At 67.2% G+C, this 20,502-nt stretch carries 14 protein-coding genes, 1 tRNA gene and 2 pseudogenes; 14 read left to right on the top strand and 3 right to left on the bottom strand.

Annotated features, from left to right (window positions below; translation table 11 throughout):
• Positions 1-49: 49 nt before the first annotated feature.
• Positions 50-244, bottom strand: a complete 195-nt coding sequence (locus GC150_04065) for a DUF2892 domain-containing protein (GenBank protein ID MBI1384067.1) — start codon at positions 242-244, stop codon at positions 50-52.
• A 319-nt stretch (positions 245-563) separates the two neighbouring features.
• Here GC150_04065 and GC150_04060 point away from each other — a divergent pair, with 319 nt between their 5' ends.
• From GC150_04060 to cobS, 5 genes and pseudogenes are all read left to right on the top strand, one after another.
• Positions 564-2,969, top strand: coding sequence for an AAA family ATPase (locus GC150_04060; GenBank protein MBI1384066.1), 2,406 nt, complete (start codon positions 564-566; stop codon positions 2,967-2,969).
• Between the two features lie 374 nt (positions 2,970-3,343).
• Positions 3,344-3,550, top strand: a pseudogene (locus tag GC150_04055) (hypothetical protein).
• Positions 3,551-5,370: 1,820 nt separating this feature from the next.
• Complete coding sequence (locus GC150_04050) at positions 5,371-6,039, top strand: hypothetical protein (GenBank protein ID MBI1384065.1); 669 nt, start codon at positions 5,371-5,373, stop codon at positions 6,037-6,039.
• 271 nt (positions 6,040-6,310) lie between these two features.
• Positions 6,311-7,417: a nicotinate-nucleotide--dimethylbenzimidazole phosphoribosyltransferase gene (gene cobT / locus GC150_04045; protein ID MBI1384064.1), complete on the top strand. Its 1,107-nt coding sequence runs from the start codon at positions 6,311-6,313 to the stop codon at positions 7,415-7,417.
• Between the two features lie 25 nt (positions 7,418-7,442).
• Positions 7,443-8,207 carry an adenosylcobinamide-GDP ribazoletransferase gene (cobS, locus tag GC150_04040; protein ID MBI1384063.1) on the top strand — a complete coding sequence of 255 codons (765 nt, stop codon included), beginning with the start codon at positions 7,443-7,445 and terminating at the stop codon, positions 8,205-8,207.
• On the opposite strand, the gene GC150_04035 is transcribed toward cobS, so the two are convergent.
• Positions 8,197-9,039: an EamA family transporter gene (locus GC150_04035; GenBank protein ID MBI1384062.1), complete on the bottom strand. Its 843-nt coding sequence runs from the start codon at positions 9,037-9,039 to the stop codon at positions 8,197-8,199. The genes cobS and GC150_04035 overlap by 11 nt on opposite strands.
• Before the next feature lie 313 nt (positions 9,040-9,352).
• On the opposite strand from GC150_04035, the pseudogene GC150_04030 reads away from it, so the two are divergent.
• From GC150_04030 to GC150_04020, 3 genes and pseudogenes are all read left to right on the top strand, one after another.
• Positions 9,353-11,188: pseudogene (locus GC150_04030) on the top strand (hypothetical protein).
• Positions 11,189-11,424: 236 nt separating this feature from the next.
• Positions 11,425-13,002 carry a DUF3754 domain-containing protein gene (locus GC150_04025; protein ID MBI1384061.1) on the top strand — a complete coding sequence of 526 codons (1,578 nt, stop codon included), beginning with the start codon at positions 11,425-11,427 and terminating at the stop codon, positions 13,000-13,002.
• A gap of 49 nt (positions 13,003-13,051) precedes the next feature.
• Positions 13,052-13,933, top strand: a complete 882-nt coding sequence (locus GC150_04020) for a methyltransferase (GenBank protein ID MBI1384060.1) — start codon at positions 13,052-13,054, stop codon at positions 13,931-13,933.
• Positions 13,934-13,986: 53 nt separating this feature from the next.
• Here GC150_04020 and GC150_04015 read toward each other — a convergent pair whose 3' ends face one another.
• A complete protein-coding gene (locus GC150_04015; GenBank protein ID MBI1384059.1) occupies positions 13,987-14,208 on the bottom strand; it encodes a hypothetical protein in 222 nt (73 codons plus the stop codon).
• 193 nt (positions 14,209-14,401) lie between these two features.
• Between GC150_04015 and GC150_04010 the strand changes: the two genes are divergently transcribed.
• The 6 genes from GC150_04010 (at position 14,402) to ilvC (ending at position 20,470) form a co-directional block, all read left to right on the top strand.
• Complete coding sequence (locus GC150_04010; protein ID MBI1384058.1) at positions 14,402-16,222, top strand: M24 family metallopeptidase; 1,821 nt, start codon at positions 14,402-14,404, stop codon at positions 16,220-16,222.
• Positions 16,223-16,423: 201 nt separating this feature from the next.
• Positions 16,424-17,389, top strand: coding sequence for an EamA family transporter (locus GC150_04005; protein MBI1384057.1), 966 nt, complete (start codon positions 16,424-16,426; stop codon positions 17,387-17,389).
• 96 nt (positions 17,390-17,485) lie between these two features.
• Positions 17,486-17,561: transfer RNA gene (locus GC150_04000), tRNA-Glu, on the top strand.
• A gap of 149 nt (positions 17,562-17,710) precedes the next feature.
• Complete coding sequence (gene ilvN / locus GC150_03995; protein ID MBI1384056.1) at positions 17,711-18,295, top strand: acetolactate synthase small subunit; 585 nt, start codon at positions 17,711-17,713, stop codon at positions 18,293-18,295.
• A gap of 151 nt (positions 18,296-18,446) precedes the next feature.
• The gene (locus GC150_03990) at positions 18,447-19,283 is read left to right on the top strand and encodes a methyltransferase domain-containing protein (GenBank protein ID MBI1384055.1); all 837 of its coding nucleotides are present in this window, start codon (positions 18,447-18,449) and stop codon (positions 19,281-19,283) included.
• Positions 19,284-19,450: 167 nt separating this feature from the next.
• The gene (gene ilvC / locus GC150_03985) at positions 19,451-20,470 is read left to right on the top strand and encodes a ketol-acid reductoisomerase (GenBank protein MBI1384054.1); all 1,020 of its coding nucleotides are present in this window, start codon (positions 19,451-19,453) and stop codon (positions 20,468-20,470) included.
• Positions 20,471-20,502 lie beyond the last annotated feature (32 nt).

Genomic DNA, 20,502 nt, shown 5'->3' with positions numbered 1-20,502 from the left:
GCCGCAGGGTGCAACGAGCACCCGGCAGCGGCGGTCCCATGGAGCCGCGTCAGGCGCCCTTGCGCGGGCAGGTGTTGACGCCGAGCAGCGAATTCGCCGGACAACTGCCGATCAAGCCCGTGACCAGCGGGATCACACCGATCCAGCCCCACATCGTCTTCGGACCGACGAAGACCAGCGCGATCAACCCCAGCCCCACCACGATCCGCAGAATGCGGTCGATGCCGCCAACATTCGTCATCATCTTCGTGCTCCTCCATTCAGCGCTCGCCCGGCGCCGATGGTCCGGCCGCGGTGGCGAGGACGATCGAACAGCCAGCGCCGTTCCAAACGTCATATGCGAAAATTCGCATGCGCCCTCCAGGGCAACTTTGACCTCGATCAAGCCGGGCGCCGTCCGACGATCACGTTCCGGTGAAATGCACCGGTGCGGTCTCTGCCGGGGACAACGGGGCGGGTGCTGCCTTGGAGGCGCCGGCTTGATGCTATAGTTGAGCGGTGGAGAAACGAATCGAAAACACCCGACCATGATCCGATCATGCTCGGCGGCTTGGAGTGATCCGATGGCTCATGGCGCGCGGCCCGCCGGACGGTACCCCGATAGCGACGAGGCACCGGGCTTCTCGGAAGAAGGGGGCGAGCCCATCGGCGGACACACGCGCGCGCTTTCGATCTCCGAACGCGCGCTGGCGGCGGCCGGCCGGGCACAAGGCAGCGCGAGCTATCTCGAAGGCCTCAATCCGGAACAGCGGGCGGCGGTCGAAACGCTGGAGGGGCCGGTTCTGGTGCTGGCCGGCGCCGGCACCGGCAAGACGCGCGTGCTGACCACGCGCATCGCGCACATCCTGGCGAGCGGGCGGGCCTGGCCCTCGCAGATCCTCGCCGTCACGTTCACCAACAAGGCCGCACGCGAAATGAAGGAGCGCATCGGGCGCATCGTCGGCGGCGCCGTCGAAGGCATGCCCTGGCTCGGAACGTTCCATTCGATCGGTGTCAAGATCCTGCGCCGCCATGCCGAACTGGTCGACCTCAAGTCCGGTTTCACGATCCTCGATACCGACGACCAGATCCGCCTCCTCAAACAGCTCATCGAGGCCGAGGGGCTCGATGCCAAGCGCTGGCCGGCACGTCAGCTCGCGAACCTCATCGACGGCTGGAAGAACCGCGGTCTCACTCCGGCGAGGGTGCCAGCCGGCGAGGCGCTGGCGTTCGCCGACGGCAAGGGCGGAGACCTCTACCGGCAGTATCAGGTGCGGCTCAAGGAGCTCAACGCCGTCGATTTCGGCGATCTGCTGCTCGAATGCACGCGGCTCTTTCTCGAGCATCCGGACGTGCTCGCCGAATACCATCGGCGCTTCCGGTTCCTGCTGGTCGACGAGTACCAGGACACCAACGTCGCGCAATACCTCTGGCTGCGGCTGCTGGCGCAGGGCAGCAACAACGTGTGCTGTGTCGGCGACGACGACCAGTCGATCTATGGCTGGCGCGGGGCGGAGGTCGACAACATCCTGCGCTTCGAGGCCGACTTTCCGGGCGCCAGGGTGTTCAGGGTGGAGACCAATTACCGCTCCACGGGCCATATCCTGGCGGCCGCATCGGGGCTCATCGCGCACAATCGCGGCCGGCTCGGCAAAACGCTGCGCACCGACGGGGCACCGGGCGAAAGGGTGACGGTCACGGGGGTCTGGGACGACGAAGAGGAAGCGCGCACCATCGGCGAGGGGATCGAATCGCTGCGGCGCACCGGCCACAAGCTCAACGAGGTGGCGATCCTGGTTCGCGCCTCCTTCCAGATGCGCGCCTTCGAGGACCGCTTCGTGACGACCGGGCTGCCATACCGCGTCATCGGCGGACCGCGCTTTTACGAGCGCCAGGAGATCAAGGACGCCATCGCCTACCTCGAGGTGACGCTCAACCCCGCCAACGACATCAAGCTCGAGCGCATCGTCAACGTGCCGAAGCGCGGCATCGGCGAGACCAGCGTCCGGCGCATCATCACGCATGCGCGCAGCCGCGGCATTTCCCTCCACGACGCGGCAGTGGAAATGTCACAGAGCGAGGAACTGACGGGCAAGACCCGAAAATCGCTCGCCGACCTCCTCGGGCAGTGCGCGCGCTGGCGGAAACTGGCGGGCGAGATGAGCCACACCGACCTTGCCGAAATCATCCTCGACGAGAGCGGCTATACCGCCATGTGGCAGGCCGACAAGAGTCCGCAGGCCCACACCAGGCTCGAGAACCTCAAGGAACTGGTGCGCTTCATGGGGGCTTTCGACACCCTCGCCGGCTTTCTCGAGCACGTCTCGCTGGTGATGGACGCGGAGGCCGACAGCGACGGCGACAGGGTCAGCCTGATGACGCTGCACGCCGCCAAGGGACTGGAGTTCGACACGGTTTATCTTCCCGGATGGGAGGAGGGATTGTTTCCGCATCAGCGCGCGCTCGACGAAAGCGGGCAGGCGGGCCTCGAAGAAGAGCGCAGGCTCGCCTATGTCGGCGTCACCCGGGCGCGCAAGCGGGCGCACATCTCCTTTGCGCAGAACCGACGCGTGCATGCGCTCTGGCAGTCGGCGATCCCCTCGCGATTCGTCGACGAATTGCCCGAAGCGCACGTCGATGTCATCGAGGCGGCGCGGAGTGGTGCGCGCCACGGCGGCTATGGCCTTTCGCGGTTCGAGACGCCCGCGGCCGGCTTTGCGAACACCTATGCGACGCCCGGCTGGCAGCGGGCGCAAAAGCAATGGAATGCCGAGCCGGAGCGGCGGCGCGACGCAGGCCCGCGCACCATCGACGGCGAGATCGTCGCCTCCTCGACACGCCAGAGCGGGCGCTTCAAGACCGGCTCGCGCGTCAATCATGCCAAGTTCGGTCTCGGCACGGTCGCCCAGGTCGACGGCAGCAAGCTGGTGATCGACTTCGACGATGCCGGCCGCAAGCACGTGGTGGACAGCTTCGTTACGGCGGTTTGAGGCGGGACCAGGGTTTCCCTATCCGAGCATTCGCCCCGCCGACCGAAACGCCCCGGCGCGTTCGCACGATCGACGGGTAATGCTAATACCGCAAAGGAAAGCCCGAGGCCGCCGCAGCTTCCCGGCGATGCGGCGCGGGCGCGCGGCCGGGAAGAATTCGTGCGCGCACTCGACGCCTTTCCGCCGCCGGTGCGCGGCCGCACCAGCGCGACAAGCTGTCAACGAATTGCCGGCACCGCCGCGGAAAGCGAACAATTCGCAACAAATTATCACTCCCTCATAAAGCAGCCCTCATGATGTTTCAAGTATCAGATAACGCTGATTATCGAGGCTTCCGTGGTGGTGGGGAAGAAATGGCGCTTAGGATCGAAACGATGTGGGACCGGACCACCGAACGGGCACGTCCGGGCGGGACAGGCGTCCTCGCTCGGCTCGCGCGCGAGAACTCCGGCTCCACGGCCATCATCTTCGCCGGCGTAGCCGCCGTCCTGCTGGTCGCCGTCGGGGCGATGATCGACTACGGGCGGACCAGCAACCTACGCGGCGAGATGCAGGCGGCAGCGGACGCGGCCGTCCTCGCGGCAGGACGGCAGGCCGCGCTCCAGGGCAACGACCTCATCACCACCGCGCGGAGCCATTTCGACCAGAACCTGGTGTCCGGCGCCGCGCAAGCAATTACCCATTTCTCCGCGACGCGGGCCGACGGCGTCACGACCGTTCGGGTTCGCGCCAACGTCGAGACGACTTTCCTCGCGGTGGCCGGCATCGAGACGGTCGAGGCGGAGGTGATTTCGCGGGCGGCATTCCAGTCGTCTCCCGTCGAGGTCGCGCTGGTGCTCGACAATACCGGGTCGATGGCTAGCCACATGGCATCGCTCAGGAGCGGTGCCACGGACCTCGTCGAGATGCTCTATGACCGAGGCGGGGAACAGAATGTCGACGTCGCCGTGGTGCCTTTCAACGGCGCCGTCAACATCGGTTCCAATGCTCCGCTCTCCTGGCTCGATACCGGAGGGCAGGCGCAGTATCACGCCTATTGGCTGCGCAGCCGCTGGGTGGCGTTCGATCCGAGCTGCACACCGGGCGGTGGCGGCGGCGGTGAAGACCCTGGACCCGGCACGGGCGGCGGCGACCGCACGGCGTTCCTCGGGGGTATCATCGAGCGGCTCGGCGAAAGCGTCGCTGGATTTTTCGCGGTGCCCAGCGCCCGGGCCGGGGACCCCGACAATCCGCCCGCCGGCTATGACGTGTCGAGCGACGGCTGCTATCTGATCAACAGCCACACGATCAATCTTTTCGATCTCTTCGACGCCATTCCGAATGCGACGTGGAAGGGATGCGTCGAAGCCCGCCCGGAGCCATTCGACGCCGACGACACGCCGCCCTCGAACAGCAATCCCGACACCCGTTGGGTGCCGTACTTCTGGCCGGACGAGTCCGACCGTTTCGAGACGTGGGTCTATCCCTTCCCGAACGACTACCTGCCCGAGGACGAGTCGCAGGTCCCGGCCCCGTTCAGCTTCAACGGCAGCCAGTACTTCCACACCTATTGGCAGGGCAAATACAATGGCACGGCCGCGGTGATCGACGAAACCGGGCCCGAGACGACCGGTCCCAACAAGGCCTGCCCGGACCCGATCCTGCCGCTCGGATCACCCAAAGTTCAGGTCTTGAACAAGATCAACGGGCTCAGCCACTGGTTCGGCTCGGGCACGAACGGGGCGCAGGGCGTCGTGTGGGGCTGGCGCGTGCTTTCTCCGGGCGAGCCGTTCACGCAGGGCAAGCCGGCAGGCCAGACCAAGAAAATCATGGTGCTGATGACCGACGGCATGAACGGCATCGTCGATCAGGCCACCGATACCACCTGGTCCGACTTCTCGGCCTACGGATACCTGCAACACGGACGCATCGCGCCGAAGACCTATCAGGCCTACCGCGAACATCTCGATGCCCGCATGCTGCAGGCCTGCACGAACGCCAAGGCGGACGACATCACAATCTACACGATCACTTTCGGAAACATCGATGCCGCGACCGAGGCGCTCTATGAACAGTGCGCGAGCGAGCCGCCCTACCACTATTCGGCGGCTACGGTCGGCGAACTCGAAGAGGCGTTCGGCACGATCGGCGAGCACATCACGAAGATCCGTCTCGTCCACTGAGCGAGCGACACACTCGTGATCGAACGACGACGGGACCGTCGGCAGCCCTGCCGGCGGTCCCGCCGCATTTCGGAACGGCGCGCCCTCGTTCCGCCGCAACGCTCGCACACGGATTGTCGCTCGGCGCGCCGGCGGTCGTGGACATGCCCGGAAATCCCGCTATCGATGGGGCGCCAGTCGCGTTTCACGGACGGGCCCGAAAGGCCGCCTGCCAGCCCGTCCTCAGCACGGAGCCCCACATGCCTCGACCCGTCAGCCGGCTCACCCTCACTGCCGCCATCGTCTACGCCCTCTCCCTCAGTAGCGGAGGCACCGCCTCGATCGCCGCGACACAAGAGGAAGAGATCGAGCTGCCGGCCGAACTCGTCGAGATGCTTGCCGCCGAGAAGGCCGCGCGCAAGGCCTGCAAGATCGACATCTGCACGATCATCTACCATCCGGCGCGCGCTGGCGACGACATCGCCTGCGAGGTCGTCAAGACGATGCCCAAGCCACATCTCGACCGCATCATCAAGGCGAGCCAGATCTCCTGGCCCTGGGGGCACGCGAGCTGCAAGACGAACCTCGCCTTCTCGCGCGCCGCGCTCGCCGACGCACTCACCAAGCCGAACTACGAGTTCCAACTCGGGGCGCACACGGTGACGTGCTCGGTGCTGCGTGACGAGGGCGAACCCTACGAGATCAAGGTGACGGTCGACCCGCTCGTCACTTTCGAGAACGGGCGCGCCAAGAAGGCCGAAATCCGCTTCGGCGACATCGAGGCGCCGGCCGTCGCCAAGAGCGTGATCTGGCCGGCCGCCAAGCTCGACAACACCTTCGGCGTCTTCTCCGGTCAGGTGGTCGACATCGTGAACAGCTTCATCGAAAAGAAGTGCGAAGAGGTGAAGGACGAGATCCCCGCACAATAGGGCACGGCCCGCTCCCGACACGAAAAAGAATGGCCCCGGATCATTCGATCCGGGGCAACGCATGCCGGGGGGTGCATGCTCGGGGGAGGAGGAGTAGAGGGTCCGGCGGGGTGCCATCGTCGGGCTGTGGCTGGGACGGTGCACTCATGATGAGAGTTCGGGGTTGGTCCCCCTCGACCTCGGCTCCGGCACCCTCGCCTGGACACTCCGAGAATGGAAGGGCGAGACGGATTCGGCGTTGGTCGGGGCAATGGTATTCGAGGCAACGGGCATGGGCGACGACGTCGGGAACGCTTTCGGATGGCTCGCGGCACCCGTGCCCACGCCATCGCGCGAGCATGCGGCGGCGGCGGCGGCCCGCCAGGGCCAGCTGACCAAGCCGGCGGGCGCCCTCGGACGGCTCGAGGAAATCGCGATCCGGCTCGCCGGCCAACAGCGCCGCGAGCGCCCCCGCATCGAGCGACCCGAAGTGATCGTCTTTGCCGGCGATCATGGGATCGCGGCGCAGGGTGTCTCGGCCTATCCGGCCGAAGTCACCGTTCAGATGATCGCCAATTTCGTCAACGGTGGTGCGGCGATCTCGGTGCTGGCACGGGCGCAGGGGGCACGGCTATCGGTCGTCGATGCCGGTACGCTCGCCAGCTCGCCGATTCCCGGCGCCATCACCGACAAGCCCTGCTGCGGCACGCGCGACTTCAGCCGGACGGCGGCGCTGACACGTCGCGAACTCGCACACGCACTCGGCGCCGGACGCCGTGCGGTCGGGCGCGCCATCGCCGACGGGGCGGACCTCATGATCCTCGGCGAGATGGGCATCGCCAACACCACCACGGCGGCAGCGATCGCGGCCGCGCTCACTGGGCGGGCCCCCGAACAACTGGTCGGACGCGGTACCGGGCTCGATGAAGCCGGCGTCGCGCACAAGGCCTCGGTGGTCGCCGCAGCGCTCGCGCACCACGGCCTGCTTGCCGGACCCGGCGCGGTTGCCAGCGGACGGGAGGCAGACCATGCCCTCGCCGTGCTGGAGGCGGTCGGCGGGCTCGAGATCGCGGCGCTGAGCGGGGCCATCGTGCGGGCAGCGCAGGCCGGTCTACCGGTACTCGTCGACGGCTTCATCGTGACGGTGGCGGCGCTCGCGGCCTTGCGGCTCAACCCGTCGGCCGGCGACTGGCTGCTCTATTCGCACCGCTCGCAGGAGGCCGGCCACGCCATCGTGCTCGAAGCGCTCGATGCGCGCCCGCTCGTCGACCTCGCCATGCGGCTCGGCGAAGGCTCCGGGGCGGCGGTCGCGCTCTCCATCGTCAGGCTCGCTCTCGCCGTCCACGACGGCATGGCGACGTTCGAGGAGGCTGCCGTCGCCGGGCGCAGCGCGTCGTGATGCGGCCGGTGGGGGGGACACCCGGATGCGGCTGAGGGGCCTGTTGGTCGCGCTGCAATTCCTCACCCGGCTGCCGGTGCCGGCGATCCCCGACGTCAAGGCGGACGATCTGACGCGCTCGGCCGCGTACTACCCGCTCGTCGGCTTCATCATCGGCCTCGTGGTGGCGGGCGCCGCGCTCGGCGGGGCGCTGGTCGAGCCGTGGCTCGGGGCGCTCGCCGGATTGCTGGCCTGGGTCTGGGTCACAGGTGGCTTGCATCTCGACGGTCTCGCGGACGTGTCGGATGCGCTCGGGGCGGCGCATGGCGGACCGGAACGGTTCACGGAAGTGCTGCGGGACCCGAGGATCGGCTCGTTCGGGGCACAGGCCATCGCGCTGCAGATCGCCGGCAAACTCGTCCTGCTCGCCGTCCTGTTGACCCATCTGCCCGGGCAGGGCGTGGCCGGCTGGCTGCTCGCCGGGCTGGCGCTCGCACTCGTGCCCGCATGGGCGCGCTTTGGAACGCTCGTCTGGAGCCTCACCGTGCCGCCTTATCGCGAGGGGCTCGGGGCACGCTTTTCCAAGGGCATCGACCGGCGCTGGACGCTCGGGTCGGGGATCGGGCTCGGGCTCGTCAGCGCGGTCGCCGACCCCGTGCTGCTGGCCGCGCTGGCGATCATACTGCTGCATGCCGTCTATTGGCGCAGACGTCTCGGCGGCATCACGGGCGACTGCCTCGGGGCGAGCGTCGAAGTGACCGAAACCATGCTGCTCGCGGTCCTCGCCGTGGCGGCCGTGGTCATGCGTTAGCCCTCGAGCGGCGGCGGCGCTCGGTGAAGATGTTCATGAGATTGGCCGCGAAGATCACGGCTCCGCCCGCGATCACCCAGGGGTCGAACGCCTCGCCGTAAAGCAGCGCACCGACGACGGCGATGATCGGCAAGCGCAGGAAGTCCATGGGCGCAACGAAGGCGGCGTCGGCAACACGCATGGCGCGAGCCATGCAGAAGTGGGCCGAGAGGGCGGTGAGGGAAATCAAACCGATCCAGCCGAACTGCTCGAGGTTCGGCCAGACGAAGACGAAGCTGGCGGGAACGAGCGCCATCGGGATCTGCAGGAGGCTCATGTAGAACAGGATGGCGAGCGGGTCGTCGGTCACCAGCAGGCGTTTGACGCTGAGGATCGAGAGCGCGAAGGCGACGGCGCCGACCAGCATGACGAGCGAGCCGGTGCTGACAGGAACTGCGCCGGGCCGAATGACCAGGAGGACGCCGGCAAAGCCGACGAGGGCCGCAAGGAGGCGCGTCCTGCTGAAGCGCTCGCCGAGCAAGAGGGGGGCGAGCAGGGCGACCCACAGCGGCGCGGTGAACTCGATTGCAAAGAGCTGCGCCAGGGGGATCAGCGTCAGGGCGACGAACCAGCAGTACTGGCCGATGAAATGCACGACGTTGCGCGCCAGCTGAAGGCCTGGGCGCCGCGTCACCAGACGCCCGAAGCCTCCATCGACGAGGAGCGCGATGGAGGCGACCAGCGCGACGCCGATGATGCTGCGCAACAGCATCACCACGATCACGTCGACCTCGCGCATCACCTCGCGGCCGGCCACCGCCAGGAGCGCGAACGAGGCGAGCGTTCCGGCCATCCAACCGACGGCAACGAGGGGGTTGGCTGGACGATCCGGCGCGGCGGCAATGTTGCTCAAATGGGCACCTCAAGGCTTCTGCGGGCGGGCGCCATCCGCCATCACCGGCCGCCCGAGGTCACCTTGCCTCGGTAGCGGCAATCGCACGCGTGCGCCAGTCGTGCCGGCGCGCAGCTTCCATGCGCATCGGCGCACGTGCCGACCGAGGCGGGAGGGACAGCCGGCGCACTTTGTTGTATGTCCGATCCAGTGGCGGCGGCGCGAGCGCGCCGTAGCTCCGGGGCGAACGAGTATCAGCGGCAAGGAGGGGGGCATGGCGGAGCAGGAGTACGACACCGAACGGCCCGGGCTGCAGCGACGATTCCAAGCATTCGTGGCCTATCTTTTCGGTCGCAACGAGCTGATCGGGCTCGCCTCGCTGATGCTGCTGGTGATTTCGGGCTATGCCACGTGGAGCGGCATGAACGATTTCATCGTGGGCGTATCGACCTCGCCGGCCAGCCAATCGCGCGACCTGCCTGGCGGCTTCGGTCTTTCCGTCTCGAACGAACTGCTGGTGATCGCGATCGTCGTCGCGCTGACGTTCCTGATGTGGATCGCCTTGCGCGAGAGCTTCCGGCCGAATCCGCAGGCCCGATGGCACGAGCGGCTCATCACGTTCCTGCTCTATGGCTTCCTCGCTCTCTGGTCGATCGGCTTCGGTTACGGCTTCTGGTGGAGCCTCATCGCCGGCGAGGAGGCGACGCGCAACAGCATGGCCGCCCTTCAGGAGGATGCGCGCGATGCCGGCAATGCGATCGCGGCGCGGCTCGATGCGGTTCGCGTGCAGATCGACAGCGTCGTCTCGTGGTCCGAAACGCAGATGGCGCGCGAGGAAACGAGCGGGGGCAGTTGCGGGCGGCCATCAGGGGCGGGACGTGGCCCACTCTACAACGCGCGGCGCAGCGTGCGCGACGCGATCGCCTCGCTGCGTGACAGCGTCGTGGACGCCTGGGTGACGCCCGTACAGGGCAACCTCGATCAGCTGCGGCGCTCGGTGACGCAGCTCGAGGGCGATACGGTGGCGGCCCGCCAGCAGGCCTTCGAGGCGCTCGCCTCCGACATTCGCGGGCGGGCGCGCTCGATCGCGGTGCGCAGCGACGAACTCGGCAAGTCGACGGCGGCGGAAATGCGCGCGCTCGCCGATCAGGTGTCCGTCGCGCCGGGAGAGGCCGGTTTTTCCTGCTACGATCCGACGCTCGCCGATCGTCTGCGCCAGGCGGCGAACCAGGCCTCGATCCCGGCCGCGATCCAGTTGCGGGAGGCCTCCTTCAACGAGGGGCCGGCGGGCGTCGCCAATGCGGTCAAGCGCCTCTGGGGCAACATCGGCAGCGGCGTCGGGGCGGTCTTCGCGTTCGTTGCGAGCGGCGGGGTCTGGCCGGAGGGCGGCGATGGCGAAGGCATCACGGGGCGTGACCTCATCGCGCTGCTGGCGACCATTGGCATCGACCTCGGCCTTTTCGCCCTCACCGTGCTCAATCCGCCCTCGCTGATCCTGCTCGAGAGGCCGAGCCCGGCCGTCATACGCCAGGTGCGCGACGCCATCACCACGGCGGTGCAACGCGCGCCCGACGGCGACGTCGAGTGGATCCGCCGCCACCTCATCCACCACAACGACGGAGCCTACCTCGTCATCCCGAACCTCTACGGTTGCGGCAGTCTGACCGAGGAGGAATTCGCCGAACTCAAACGAAGGCACGCCAACATCGAGGCGGCGAGCGTCGCCGAGCTGAACGAGATCGAATCGGCGCGCGGCCTCGCCATGAACCAGCTTGCGGGCGTGCTCATGGATCTCGGCCTGCTGCGCTGGCCCAAGAAAGACGAGATGAAGGAGCTGAAACTCGAGGAGACGAAACCGAGCGATACCGATCTCGCCGCCCTGCGCAAGCAATGGGTGGCGGCGGAGGAGGTGCACGGCGGGGCCGTCGACAAGGCCCTCGCCGAGCGCATCAAGGCCGCTCCCGTCACGCGCAACCACGGGCTGTTCTCCAAAGCCGAGCGCATGTTGCAGCTCACCGGCTGGACGTCGCACGCCATGGCGGACATGGAGATCTTCCGCCTGACCGAGACGCGCGGCCTCACTCCACTCCTCATGGTGCTCAACGATCCGAGCTTCGGCGACCTGCAGCGCAGGGGCCAGCCGGCAAAGGGACGGAGCGAAGGCGGGGACGGCGGCGAACGGGCCATGCGCGATGTCACACCCGGACAAGCGGGCACCGGCCGGCCGACCGGCGGCCTCATCGAGGGGAGCTGAACGGGACCGTTCGGGCGGACGGGTCGGGCACGTGCGAAGGCGCACGGTCTTTCTCTCGCGGTCATGAAAAGGTACGAAGCCGAAGCTAGGCGATGAACGGACGCGACGGAGCCCATGCCGGCGATCGGCGCAACGCCGGAGAGAGCGCATTCATGAGCATGACGGAAACCGAACACGTTGCTCGTCGTCGCCCGCCGAATGGTGCGGCCACGGAACTCGAGACCGAGGCGAATGGCGAGGCGGATCATGCCCCTCGCAACGACAGCCGCGACGAAAAGGGGCATGCGAGCGCCCCCATCTCCGATGGCGGGCGCGATGCCGGCAAGCGAACGACGGGCGTCGTCGGGCTGGAGAGCGAGCGCGAGACCTTCATCCCCGTCTCGCGCCTCGACGTCTTCGAACGTCTCACAGCCGCGAGTGCCTGGGCGCCCGGCGAGGCCGCCGAGGTAAGGCGGTTCTTCAAGTACCTCGCGGCCTGGCGTCACCAAGCGTACATGGAGCGGTTGCTCAAGCTGAAGGACGCCTATCTCAATTTCAGTCCCGACCGCGACACGATCAAGCTCGAGAGCGTGCCGGCCTCGGAGCTGCCGGTGCTCCAGGAACGCACGATCAAACTGGTCGTGGAACTCCTCGAGCGCGCGAACTACCGACCGATCACCCGCGATCAGCTCAACCAGATCTTCGCCGAGGACAGCGCCTACGGCCTCGAACTCAGTGTCGATCTCGACGAGTTCGAGGAACTGCTGATCTTTTGCCGCGGCGCCTCGAGCAAGACGCTGCGCCAGCGCACCTGGCGCAAGCTCTGGCTGGGTCATGCCGTGCGCGAGGTGCCGATCTATCAGCGCCTGCTGCTGCTCTTGAAGCTCAAGGACGAGGAGACGCGGATCGGCGAGATCATGCGCCAGGAGGATGTCAGCCGGGCCAAGGCCAAGCGCACCCTGCGCAAGCTGCGCAAGCTGCGCAGCATGGTGCCCGACAGCGTCTCCTCGGATTTCATCTATCTCAAGCTTTTCAAGCAGATTCCGCGTGCCGACCTGCAAATGATGTTTCCGAACACGCGGGTCGAATTCAGGCTTTGGGACAAGATCAAGCTCGGTGTCACGGCTGGCGGTGGCACGATCGCCAGCGTTGCCACCACGCTGACCAAGGTGCTTGCCGCAGTGAACCCCGTCAGCATCGTGATGGCGATCATCGGACTCGTCGGCGTCATCTTCCGGCAGGTGATGAAGTTCTTCAATCAACGCAACCAGTACATGATGGTCCTGGCCCAGAACCTCTACTTCCACACGCTGGCCGACAACCGTGGCGTGCTGACCCTGCTCTGCGACAGAGCGGAGGAGGAGGACGTCAAGGAGGAGATGCTGCTCTACTCGCTGATCGCGAAGGAGCCGCTGCTCGAACAGGACCTCGGCGAGGCGCGCGAGGCGATCGAGACATTCCTCGACGAGGAGTTCGGCGTCCAGGTGCGCTTCGACCTCGAGGATGCGTTGCAGCGGCTGTTGGCGGACGGCGTCGTCACGCGTGGCGCCGATCAGGCCCTTTACGCCATGCCGCCCCGCGAGGCGGCCCTGCACGTCGATCGGATGTGGGATCTCTATCTCGACACAGCGCCGTTCTTCGATCCGCCTTCAGGCGCCGATACGAGCGGCGAGAACGTGGTGACCTCGTGAGCGGCGGCCCGTGCTCTCTCGCAACGCGGGGACACCGAGGGGGGCCGGCATGACCGAAGCGACGGCGCTCAGGTGGCGCGGTGCACCCGCGATCGCGCACGACCACCATGCGATCCTCTGTGAGATCGTCGACCCGGCACTGGCCACGGTTTCTCTGTTCCTCGACCGCGACGACGGGGCGCCGAGCGAGATCGAGGTCCTGGTTCTGGTGCCCGAAGCCGTGGAAGGCATCGCCTCGATCGTGCGCGACGTCGTCGGGCAGGGCGGCGAGGGGATCGTTGCCGAGCCCGTCGCAGAGGCGGACTGGGTCGCCAGTTCGCAACGCTATCTGAAGCCCGTCATTGCCGGACGGTTCGTCGTGCACGGCAGCCATGACCGGGCCCGCGGACGGCTGTCGCGAAATGCGATCGAGATCGACGCGGGACAGGCGTTCGGAACAGCGCACCACGAAACGACCGTCGGCTGTCTCGAGGCGATCGATCTGCTGGCGCGCACCGGCGAGGCGGAGCGGGCGGCCGATGTCGGCGCGGGAACAGCGGTGCTGGCCATCGCGATCGCCAAATCCATGCCGGCGACGCGCGTGCTCGCCAGCGACATCGACCCGATCGCGGTCGAGGTCGCGAGGCAGAATGTGCGGCTCAACGGTTGCTCGGGCAGGATCGAGGTGGAGGCCTGCACGGGCCTCGCGCACCCAGCCTATCGCCGCATGCGCCCCTTCGACCTCATGGTTGCCAACATCCTCGCCCGCCCGCTCATGGGCATGGCGGGGGATTTCGCGGGCGCCACGGAAGCGGGTGGCCGGCTGATCCTTTCGGGCATCCTGACCCGCCAGGCACGCAGCGTCCTCGCGCGCTATCGGGCCGCCGGCTTCCGGCTCGAACGGCGGCGCGAGATCGGCCAGTGGACGACACTGACGCTGGCGCGGATTTGAACGGCCGCGGCCGGCCGGTGGTTGGAAGGTTCCACCGCCCGGCCGCCGATGGCTCAGCGCGAACGGTGCGAGAGCAGCTCGGCCAGCTCGTCGGGCGAAAAGCCGATCTGCTTCAGGCTCGCTGCATCGAGGCTGGCGACATGGTCGGCAACCCGGCGCTTGGCCTGGTGCTCGCGTGCCTCGATGAGGCGCGCGATCGCGCGGCGAAAGACCACCGTCATCGGCTCGATGGCGGAGGTGTGATGGGTGGTGCGATCGGCGGTCAGAACTGCCATGATCATGCTCCGTTTTCTGTCTTTCGGCCCGGTTGTTTGCTCATGATCCCGGGCTCACGACACGAAACATGAGCGTGATTGCTGCGCTGCGGTACCGTCTATCTCGCAACGCAGCAATGCGAAATTCGGGATGCACAGGCCCTATCAGCCGTCACATTCGCTGCGGCGCCAGCAACAGATCAGGTTTATTTCCATGCCATTTCAATCATTTGACGTTTCAGCGAGGCCCGAGACGTCGGCTCCCCGAGTTGCCGCCCTCAGATGTGTCATGCAAATTGCGAATATCGATGGGTTCATCGTGCCGCGCGGCGACGAATACCTCGGCGAATACGTTCCGGCGTCGGCCGAACGGCTCGCATGGCTGACCAGCTTCACGGGCTCGGCAGGCACGGCGGTCGTCCTCACCGAGCGTGCCGGACTCTTCGTCGATGGGCGCTACACGGCGCAGGCGGCGGCCCAGGTCGACCTCGACCTCTTCGAAATCATCAAGGTGCCGGAGGTTCGCCTCGCCACCTGGATCGCCGACCATGCACCGACGGGCGGGCGCATCGGCTACGATCCGGCGCTGCACCCCCTGGCGATGATCGAGGGTCTCGAAAAGGCGCTGGGCAAGAGAGGCCTCACGCTCGTGCCGATCGAGCAGAACCCCATCGATGGTCTCTGGAGCGACCGCCCGGCGCCACCGAAGGAGCCCGTCCGGCTCCATCCGATCGAGCGGGCAGGGCGCAGCGCGCGCGAGAAACTCGATGCGCTGGCGGGCGAACTCTCGGCGGCCGGACAGGATGCGGCGCTGGTCAGCCACAGCGATGCGGTGGCCTGGCTGTTCAACATCCGGGGCGGTGACATCGCACGCATCCCAGTGGCGCTGGCGATGGCTCTCGTGCACCGCGACGGGACCGCTGTGCTCGCCATCGCGCGCGAAAAGCTTTCTGGCGAGGTCGCGGCCACGCTCTCCTCGCTCGCTCGCATCGTCGAGCCGGCGGACTTTGCCGGGGTGCTCGCCGAGGCCGGGCGACGGGGGCTGAAGGTTCGGATCAGCGGTGAAGCAACGCCAGCGGCCAGCGCGCGGGTGATCGTTTCGGCAGGCGGGACGATCGAGGAAGGCGTCGACCTCGTCGCGAGAGGTCGGGCTATCAAGACACCGGCAGAAATCGCCGGGATTCGACGCGCCCACGTGCGCGACGGCATCGCCATGACGCGCTTCCTCGCCTGGCTCGACCGGACGGCGCCGCTCGGCGGCCTCGACGAGATCGCAGCCGCTCGCGCGCTCGAGGGCTATCGCGAGGCGACGGACGAACTCGCGGATCTGAGCTTCGACACCATCTCGGGCAGCGGACCGAACGGCGCCATCGTGCACTATCGCGTGACGTCGGCGACCAACCGGACGCTCGTGCCGGGCGAACTCTATCTCGTCGACAGCGGCGGCCAGTATCTCGACGGGACCACGGACATCACCCGCACGGTGGCGGTCGGCCAGCCGACGACGGACATGCGGCGCCACTTCACGCTGGTGCTGAAGGGCCATATCGCCATTGCCACGACCCGCTTTCCGCCAGGAACGCGAGGTGTCGACATCGATGCCTTCGCGCGCCGCGCCCTCTGGCAGGCCGGCCTCGATTACGAACATGGCACGGGGCACGGGGTCGGCAGCTACCTCTCGGTCCACGAAGGCCCGCCCGGCATCTCCAAGCGCAACACTTCGACCCTCGAGGCCGGAATGCTCGTCTCGAACGAGCCCGGGTACTACCGCGAAGGACACTATGGCATCCGCATCGAGAACCTCGTTCTGGTCCGGCCGGCCGAGCCGATCGAGGGAGGTGATCGCCCCATGCACGGCTTCGAGACCGTGACGCTGGCGCCGATCGACCGGCAGCTGGTGGAGGGAGCGCTGCTGACGGCAGAGGAACGAGCCTGGCTCGACGCCTATCACGCCCGGGTCCGAGACACCCTCTGTCCGCATCTCGATGCCGAGACGCGGACGTTCCTCGAACAGGCGACGGCGCCGATCGGGTAATGGCGAGGCCAGTGGCACGACACGCCAGCGTTGCGCCGCCGAAGTCTTGCCCAGTCCCACTGGTCGCGGCGTGACCCCGTGCTGGCGCTATGCCGGAGCCACTGCGCCTGCTATCCCTCGAAGCGGCGCTGGCGTCTGGGCTGCCGAGAAGGGCCCTGCGAGGGGCCACCGCCCTGCCTCGTTCCCGAACGGCCCGCACCCATGATCACCCGCACCGACGCCCAACCGGCCGCGAACGACCTCTCGGAAACGGCCGCCCGCTTCGCGGTGGTCCTTACGATGGTGCTCTGGGGCTCGCAGTACCCCCTGACCCACGACCTCTCACAGCGCTGGGACATCTTCACCCAGATCATCGTGCGCTATCCGATCGGCACGGTGGTGCTGATCGGGCTGGTGCTGGCGATGGGCGGGCGGGCGAATCTCGCCAAAGCGCACGCGCCCTCACTGGCGCGCCGCCTGACGCTCGGGCTTTTCATCACCATCTTCGCGGTGTTCTTCACCCTCGGGCTCGCGATCGGCGATCCTGTGACGAATGCCATCGTGGCGGCCTCGGCGCCTCTGACGGCGACGCTGATCGCCTGGGGGCTCGATGGCCAGCGGCCGAGCCGTGCGCACATCCTCGCGCTCTCGCTCGTCCTGCCCGGCGCGGTGCTCGCTTCGCTCGGAGCCGGTAAGCCGGCAACGGGCGCCACAATGGTGGTCGAGGGGGCCCTGTTGCTGGTCTTCGGCCAGCTCAACTGGGCGCTTTATTCGCTCCTCGCCCAGCGCTGGATGCGCGGTGCCTCGCAAGTTGCGATCACGGCGATTTCCTTCCTCTATGCCTGCCCGTTCGCGATCGCCACCTATGTCGTTGCCGACTTCGCGGGGCTGACGCGCCACGACTGGGTCACCAGCCCGCTCTGGGATGCCGCGTTGTTCACGCAGCTCACCTTCGGCGCCCTCATTCTCGGGGTCGTGATGTGGAACCTCAGCGTCTCGCGTCTCGGCCTGACGCTCACTTCCCTGCACCTCAACCTCATTCCCGTGGTCGCCATCGCCGTCGGCCTCGCGCTCGGCATCCGGCCTGGGATTGGGCAACTCGCCGGAGCAGCGCTGGTGATCGCCGGGATCGGGCTCGGTCAGTGGCTCGGGGCACGACAGCGCAGACTGGCGGCCGGCTCGCCCTGAGGCTGGCCCACGCTCGCCATGACCGACCTTCTAGCGCCCCATCTCGCGCTTGCATGATGCGCGCGGGCGGACTATCTGAGGGGTTCGGCGCCGGACGCTCCCATCGTCTAGTGGCCCAGGACGTCGCCCTCTCACGGCGAAAACAGGGGTTCGAGTCCCCTTGGGAGCGCCATTTTCCACCCCTTGCTCTCCACCGCTCCCCCACCACGAACCACTGGCCGTCGCGGGCTGGCCGGCGTATTGAGCGGGCTGATTGGCGTGCTGGAGAATGGCCACGCGCCGCCGAGCCCGCCGACCAATCCGCCGAGGAGTGCCAACCCGATGTCGCAACCCGCTTCGACCCACTATCCGACGCAAACCCGCATCGAGACGCCGGAGAGCCACACATTGTCGGTGCTCGTCGACAACGAGCCGGGTGTGCTCGCGCGCGTCATCGGGCTCTTTTCCGGCCGGGGCTACAACATCGAGAGCCTCACGGTCGGCGAGGTCAGCCACGAGCGCCATCTCTCGCGCATCACCATCGTGACGACCGGAACGCCGATGGTCATCGAGCAGATCAAGCATCAGCTCGAGCGGCTGGTGCCGGTGCACGGTGTCGACGACCTCACCACGCTGGCGCGCCAGTCGGGTCAGGAAAAGCCGCTCGAGCGCGAACTCGCCCTCGTCAAGGTGGCCGGCAAGGGCGAGCACAGGGTCGAGGCGCTGCGCCTTGCCGAAGCCTTTCGCGCGCAGGTCGTCGATGCCTCGACCTCGCACTTCATCTTCGAAATCACCGGACGCATCTCCAAGGTCGAGCAGTTCATCGTGCTGATGCAGCCGCTCGGGCTCGTCGAGGTCGCTCGCACCGGGGTTGCCGCGATCTCGCGCGGCGAGGGCGCGCTCCGCGACCGGACTGCGGCAGGTTGATCGCGCTGGCCCGATTCGTGAACAGTGCCGCTCACGGAAGATTGCAGGGTCGCGACGCCTGATCGCTGGCTGCCTAGCGCCCCATGACATAGTCTCTGGCATCGCAACCGCGCACGGAAGGGGGGACGGCGCCTATTCCGGAGCGACGATCATGACCAGCGAAATCGAGGAGGCGGTCACCCGCCACTATGCACGTCGGAATCTGTTCGAGGACATCACGAGGGGGCTCACCGCCAGCGGCGCGAACCTCGAGGCCCTTACCCCGAGCGATCTCGCACCGGTCGACGAGTTCCATACGGCGGGGCGGATCGCAACGCTGCAAGCTCTCGCTGAAATGCCGCTCGCCGATGGCATGCATCTGCTCGACGCCGGCTGCGGGATCGGCGGCACGGCACGTTGCCTCGCCATCGAGTACGGATGCCGGGTGACGGGCGTCGACCTCACCCCGGAATTCATCGAAACGGCGCGTCTCCTCAGCAGCCGGATGGCAGGAGGCGAGCGATGCAGCTTCCAGGTCGCCAGTGTGCTGAACCTGCCTTTCGCAGCCGGCGCATTCGATGGCGCCGTCACCATGCATGTCGCCATGAACGTGCCCGATCGAGCCCGCTTCTACAGTGAATTGGCGCGGGTCGTTCGACCGGGCGGTCCACTCTGCGTCTTCGATGTGATGAAGGGGCCCGGACCAGGCATGCGTTATCCCGTGCCATGGGCCGAAACCGAGGCGACGAGTTTCCTCTTTTCGCGGAACGAGACCGTGGCGCTGCTGGCGGCGGCCGGGTTCCGGCTCGCTTCGGAGAACAACATGCGCGACTTCGCGATCGGCTTCTTTCGAGAGGTGTTCGCAAAGGCGGCCGCGGCCGACGGGCCACCCCCCCTCGGGCTGCATCTGCTGACAGGCGCCAATGCCCGCGAGAAGTTCACCAACTATGCAGCCGCGCTCGACGCCCACCAGATCGAGCCGGTGATCCTCGTCGCCGAGCGCACGTGACGGGACCAGACGAAACGGGCCTGCGCGTTTTCGTTGAACTCGCGCGCCGGGCCAAGTAGGGTCCGCCGACGCGCGTCCACGGGACGGGCGTATCCCGAACAACGTCGTCGGCATTGCGGCCTCGCGGACCGTGCAGCCGGCCAATGCCGTCAAGGAAGGTGCCTCCCATGCGCGTCTATTACGATCGCGATGCCGACATCAATCTCATCAAGGGCAAGAAGGTCGTGGTCGTCGGCTACGGCAGCCAGGGTCACGCGCATGCGCTCAATCTCAAGGACTCGGGCTGCGGCGAAGTCGCCATCGCGCTGAAGGCGGGCTCGGCCTCGGCCAAGAAGGCGGAGGCGGCCGGCCTCAAGGTGATGAACGTCGCGGACGCCGCCAAATGGGCCGACCTCATGATGATGTGCACGCCGGACGAGCTGCAGGCCGACATCTACCGCGACCACATCCACGGCAACCTGCGGGAGGGCGCAGCGATCGCCTTCGCGCACGGCCTCAACGTGCATTTCAATCTGATCGAGCCCAAGGCTTCGACCGACGTCATCATGATCGCGCCGAAGGGGCCGGGCCACACAGTGCGCGGCGAATACCTCAAGGGCGGCGGCGTGCCCTGCCTCATCGCCATCCATCAGGACGCCTCGGGCAACGCGCACGACCTCGCGCTCTCTTATGCTTGCGCGATCGGCGGCGGGCGCTCGGGCGTCATCGAGACAACCTTCAAGGAGGAGTGCGAGACCGACCTCTTCGGCGAGCAGGTGGTGCTCTGCGGCGGTCTGGTCGAACTGATCCGCGGCGGCTTCGAAACGCTGGTGGAAGCGGGCTATGCGCCTGAAATGGCCTATTTCGAGTGCCTGCACGAGGTCAAGCTGATCGTCGACCTCATCTACGAAGGCGGCATCGCGAACATGAACTACTCGATCTCCAACACCGCGGAGTTCGGCGAGTACGCCACCGGGCCGCGCATCATCACGGACGAGACGCGCGCGGAGATGCGCCGCGTTCTCAAGGACATCCAGTCCGGCGCCTTCACCTCCGAATGGATCCGCGAGTGCCGGGCCGGCCAGCCGAAGTTCAAGGCGACCCGCCGCATGCACGACGCGCACCAGATCGAGGAGGTCGGTGAGCGGCTCCGGGCCATGATGCCCTGGATCAAGGCCAAGGCGCTGGTCGACAAGACGAAGAACTGAGGGAACAAAAGGGACGGCAAGGGCTGTCCAAC

The sequence above is a fragment of the Hyphomicrobiales bacterium genome (assembly GCA_016125495.1).
Classification (GTDB): domain Bacteria; phylum Pseudomonadota; class Alphaproteobacteria; order Rhizobiales; family RI-29; genus RI-29.
Note: the sequence above shows the minus strand (reverse complement) of the source record. Positions and strands in the feature narration are given on the sequence as shown.

Coding starts and splice junctions, on each gene's coding strand:
- cobT (MBI1384064.1), top strand. CDS start 6,311: ATGGGCGACGACGTCGGGAACGCTTTCGGATGGCTCGCGGCACCCGTG.
- ilvN (MBI1384056.1), top strand. CDS start 17,711: ATGTCGCAACCCGCTTCGACCCACTATCCGACGCAAACCCGCATCGAG.
- GC150_04005 (MBI1384057.1), top strand. CDS start 16,424: ATGATCACCCGCACCGACGCCCAACCGGCCGCGAACGACCTCTCGGAA.
- GC150_04015 (MBI1384059.1), bottom strand. CDS start 14,208: ATGGCAGTTCTGACCGCCGATCGCACCACCCATCACACCTCCGCCATC.
- GC150_04050 (MBI1384065.1), top strand. CDS start 5,371: ATGCCTCGACCCGTCAGCCGGCTCACCCTCACTGCCGCCATCGTCTAC.
- GC150_04025 (MBI1384061.1), top strand. CDS start 11,425: ATGAACGGACGCGACGGAGCCCATGCCGGCGATCGGCGCAACGCCGGA.
- GC150_03990 (MBI1384055.1), top strand. CDS start 18,447: ATGACCAGCGAAATCGAGGAGGCGGTCACCCGCCACTATGCACGTCGG.
- GC150_04010 (MBI1384058.1), top strand. CDS start 14,402: ATGCCATTTCAATCATTTGACGTTTCAGCGAGGCCCGAGACGTCGGCT.
- GC150_04035 (MBI1384062.1), bottom strand. CDS start 9,039: ATGGCCGGAACGCTCGCCTCGTTCGCGCTCCTGGCGGTGGCCGGCCGC.
- GC150_04020 (MBI1384060.1), top strand. CDS start 13,052: ATGACCGAAGCGACGGCGCTCAGGTGGCGCGGTGCACCCGCGATCGCG.
- cobS (MBI1384063.1), top strand. CDS start 7,443: ATGCGGCTGAGGGGCCTGTTGGTCGCGCTGCAATTCCTCACCCGGCTG.
- ilvC (MBI1384054.1), top strand. CDS start 19,451: ATGCGCGTCTATTACGATCGCGATGCCGACATCAATCTCATCAAGGGC.
- GC150_04060 (MBI1384066.1), top strand. CDS start 564: ATGGCTCATGGCGCGCGGCCCGCCGGACGGTACCCCGATAGCGACGAG.
- GC150_04065 (MBI1384067.1), bottom strand. CDS start 244: ATGATGACGAATGTTGGCGGCATCGACCGCATTCTGCGGATCGTGGTG.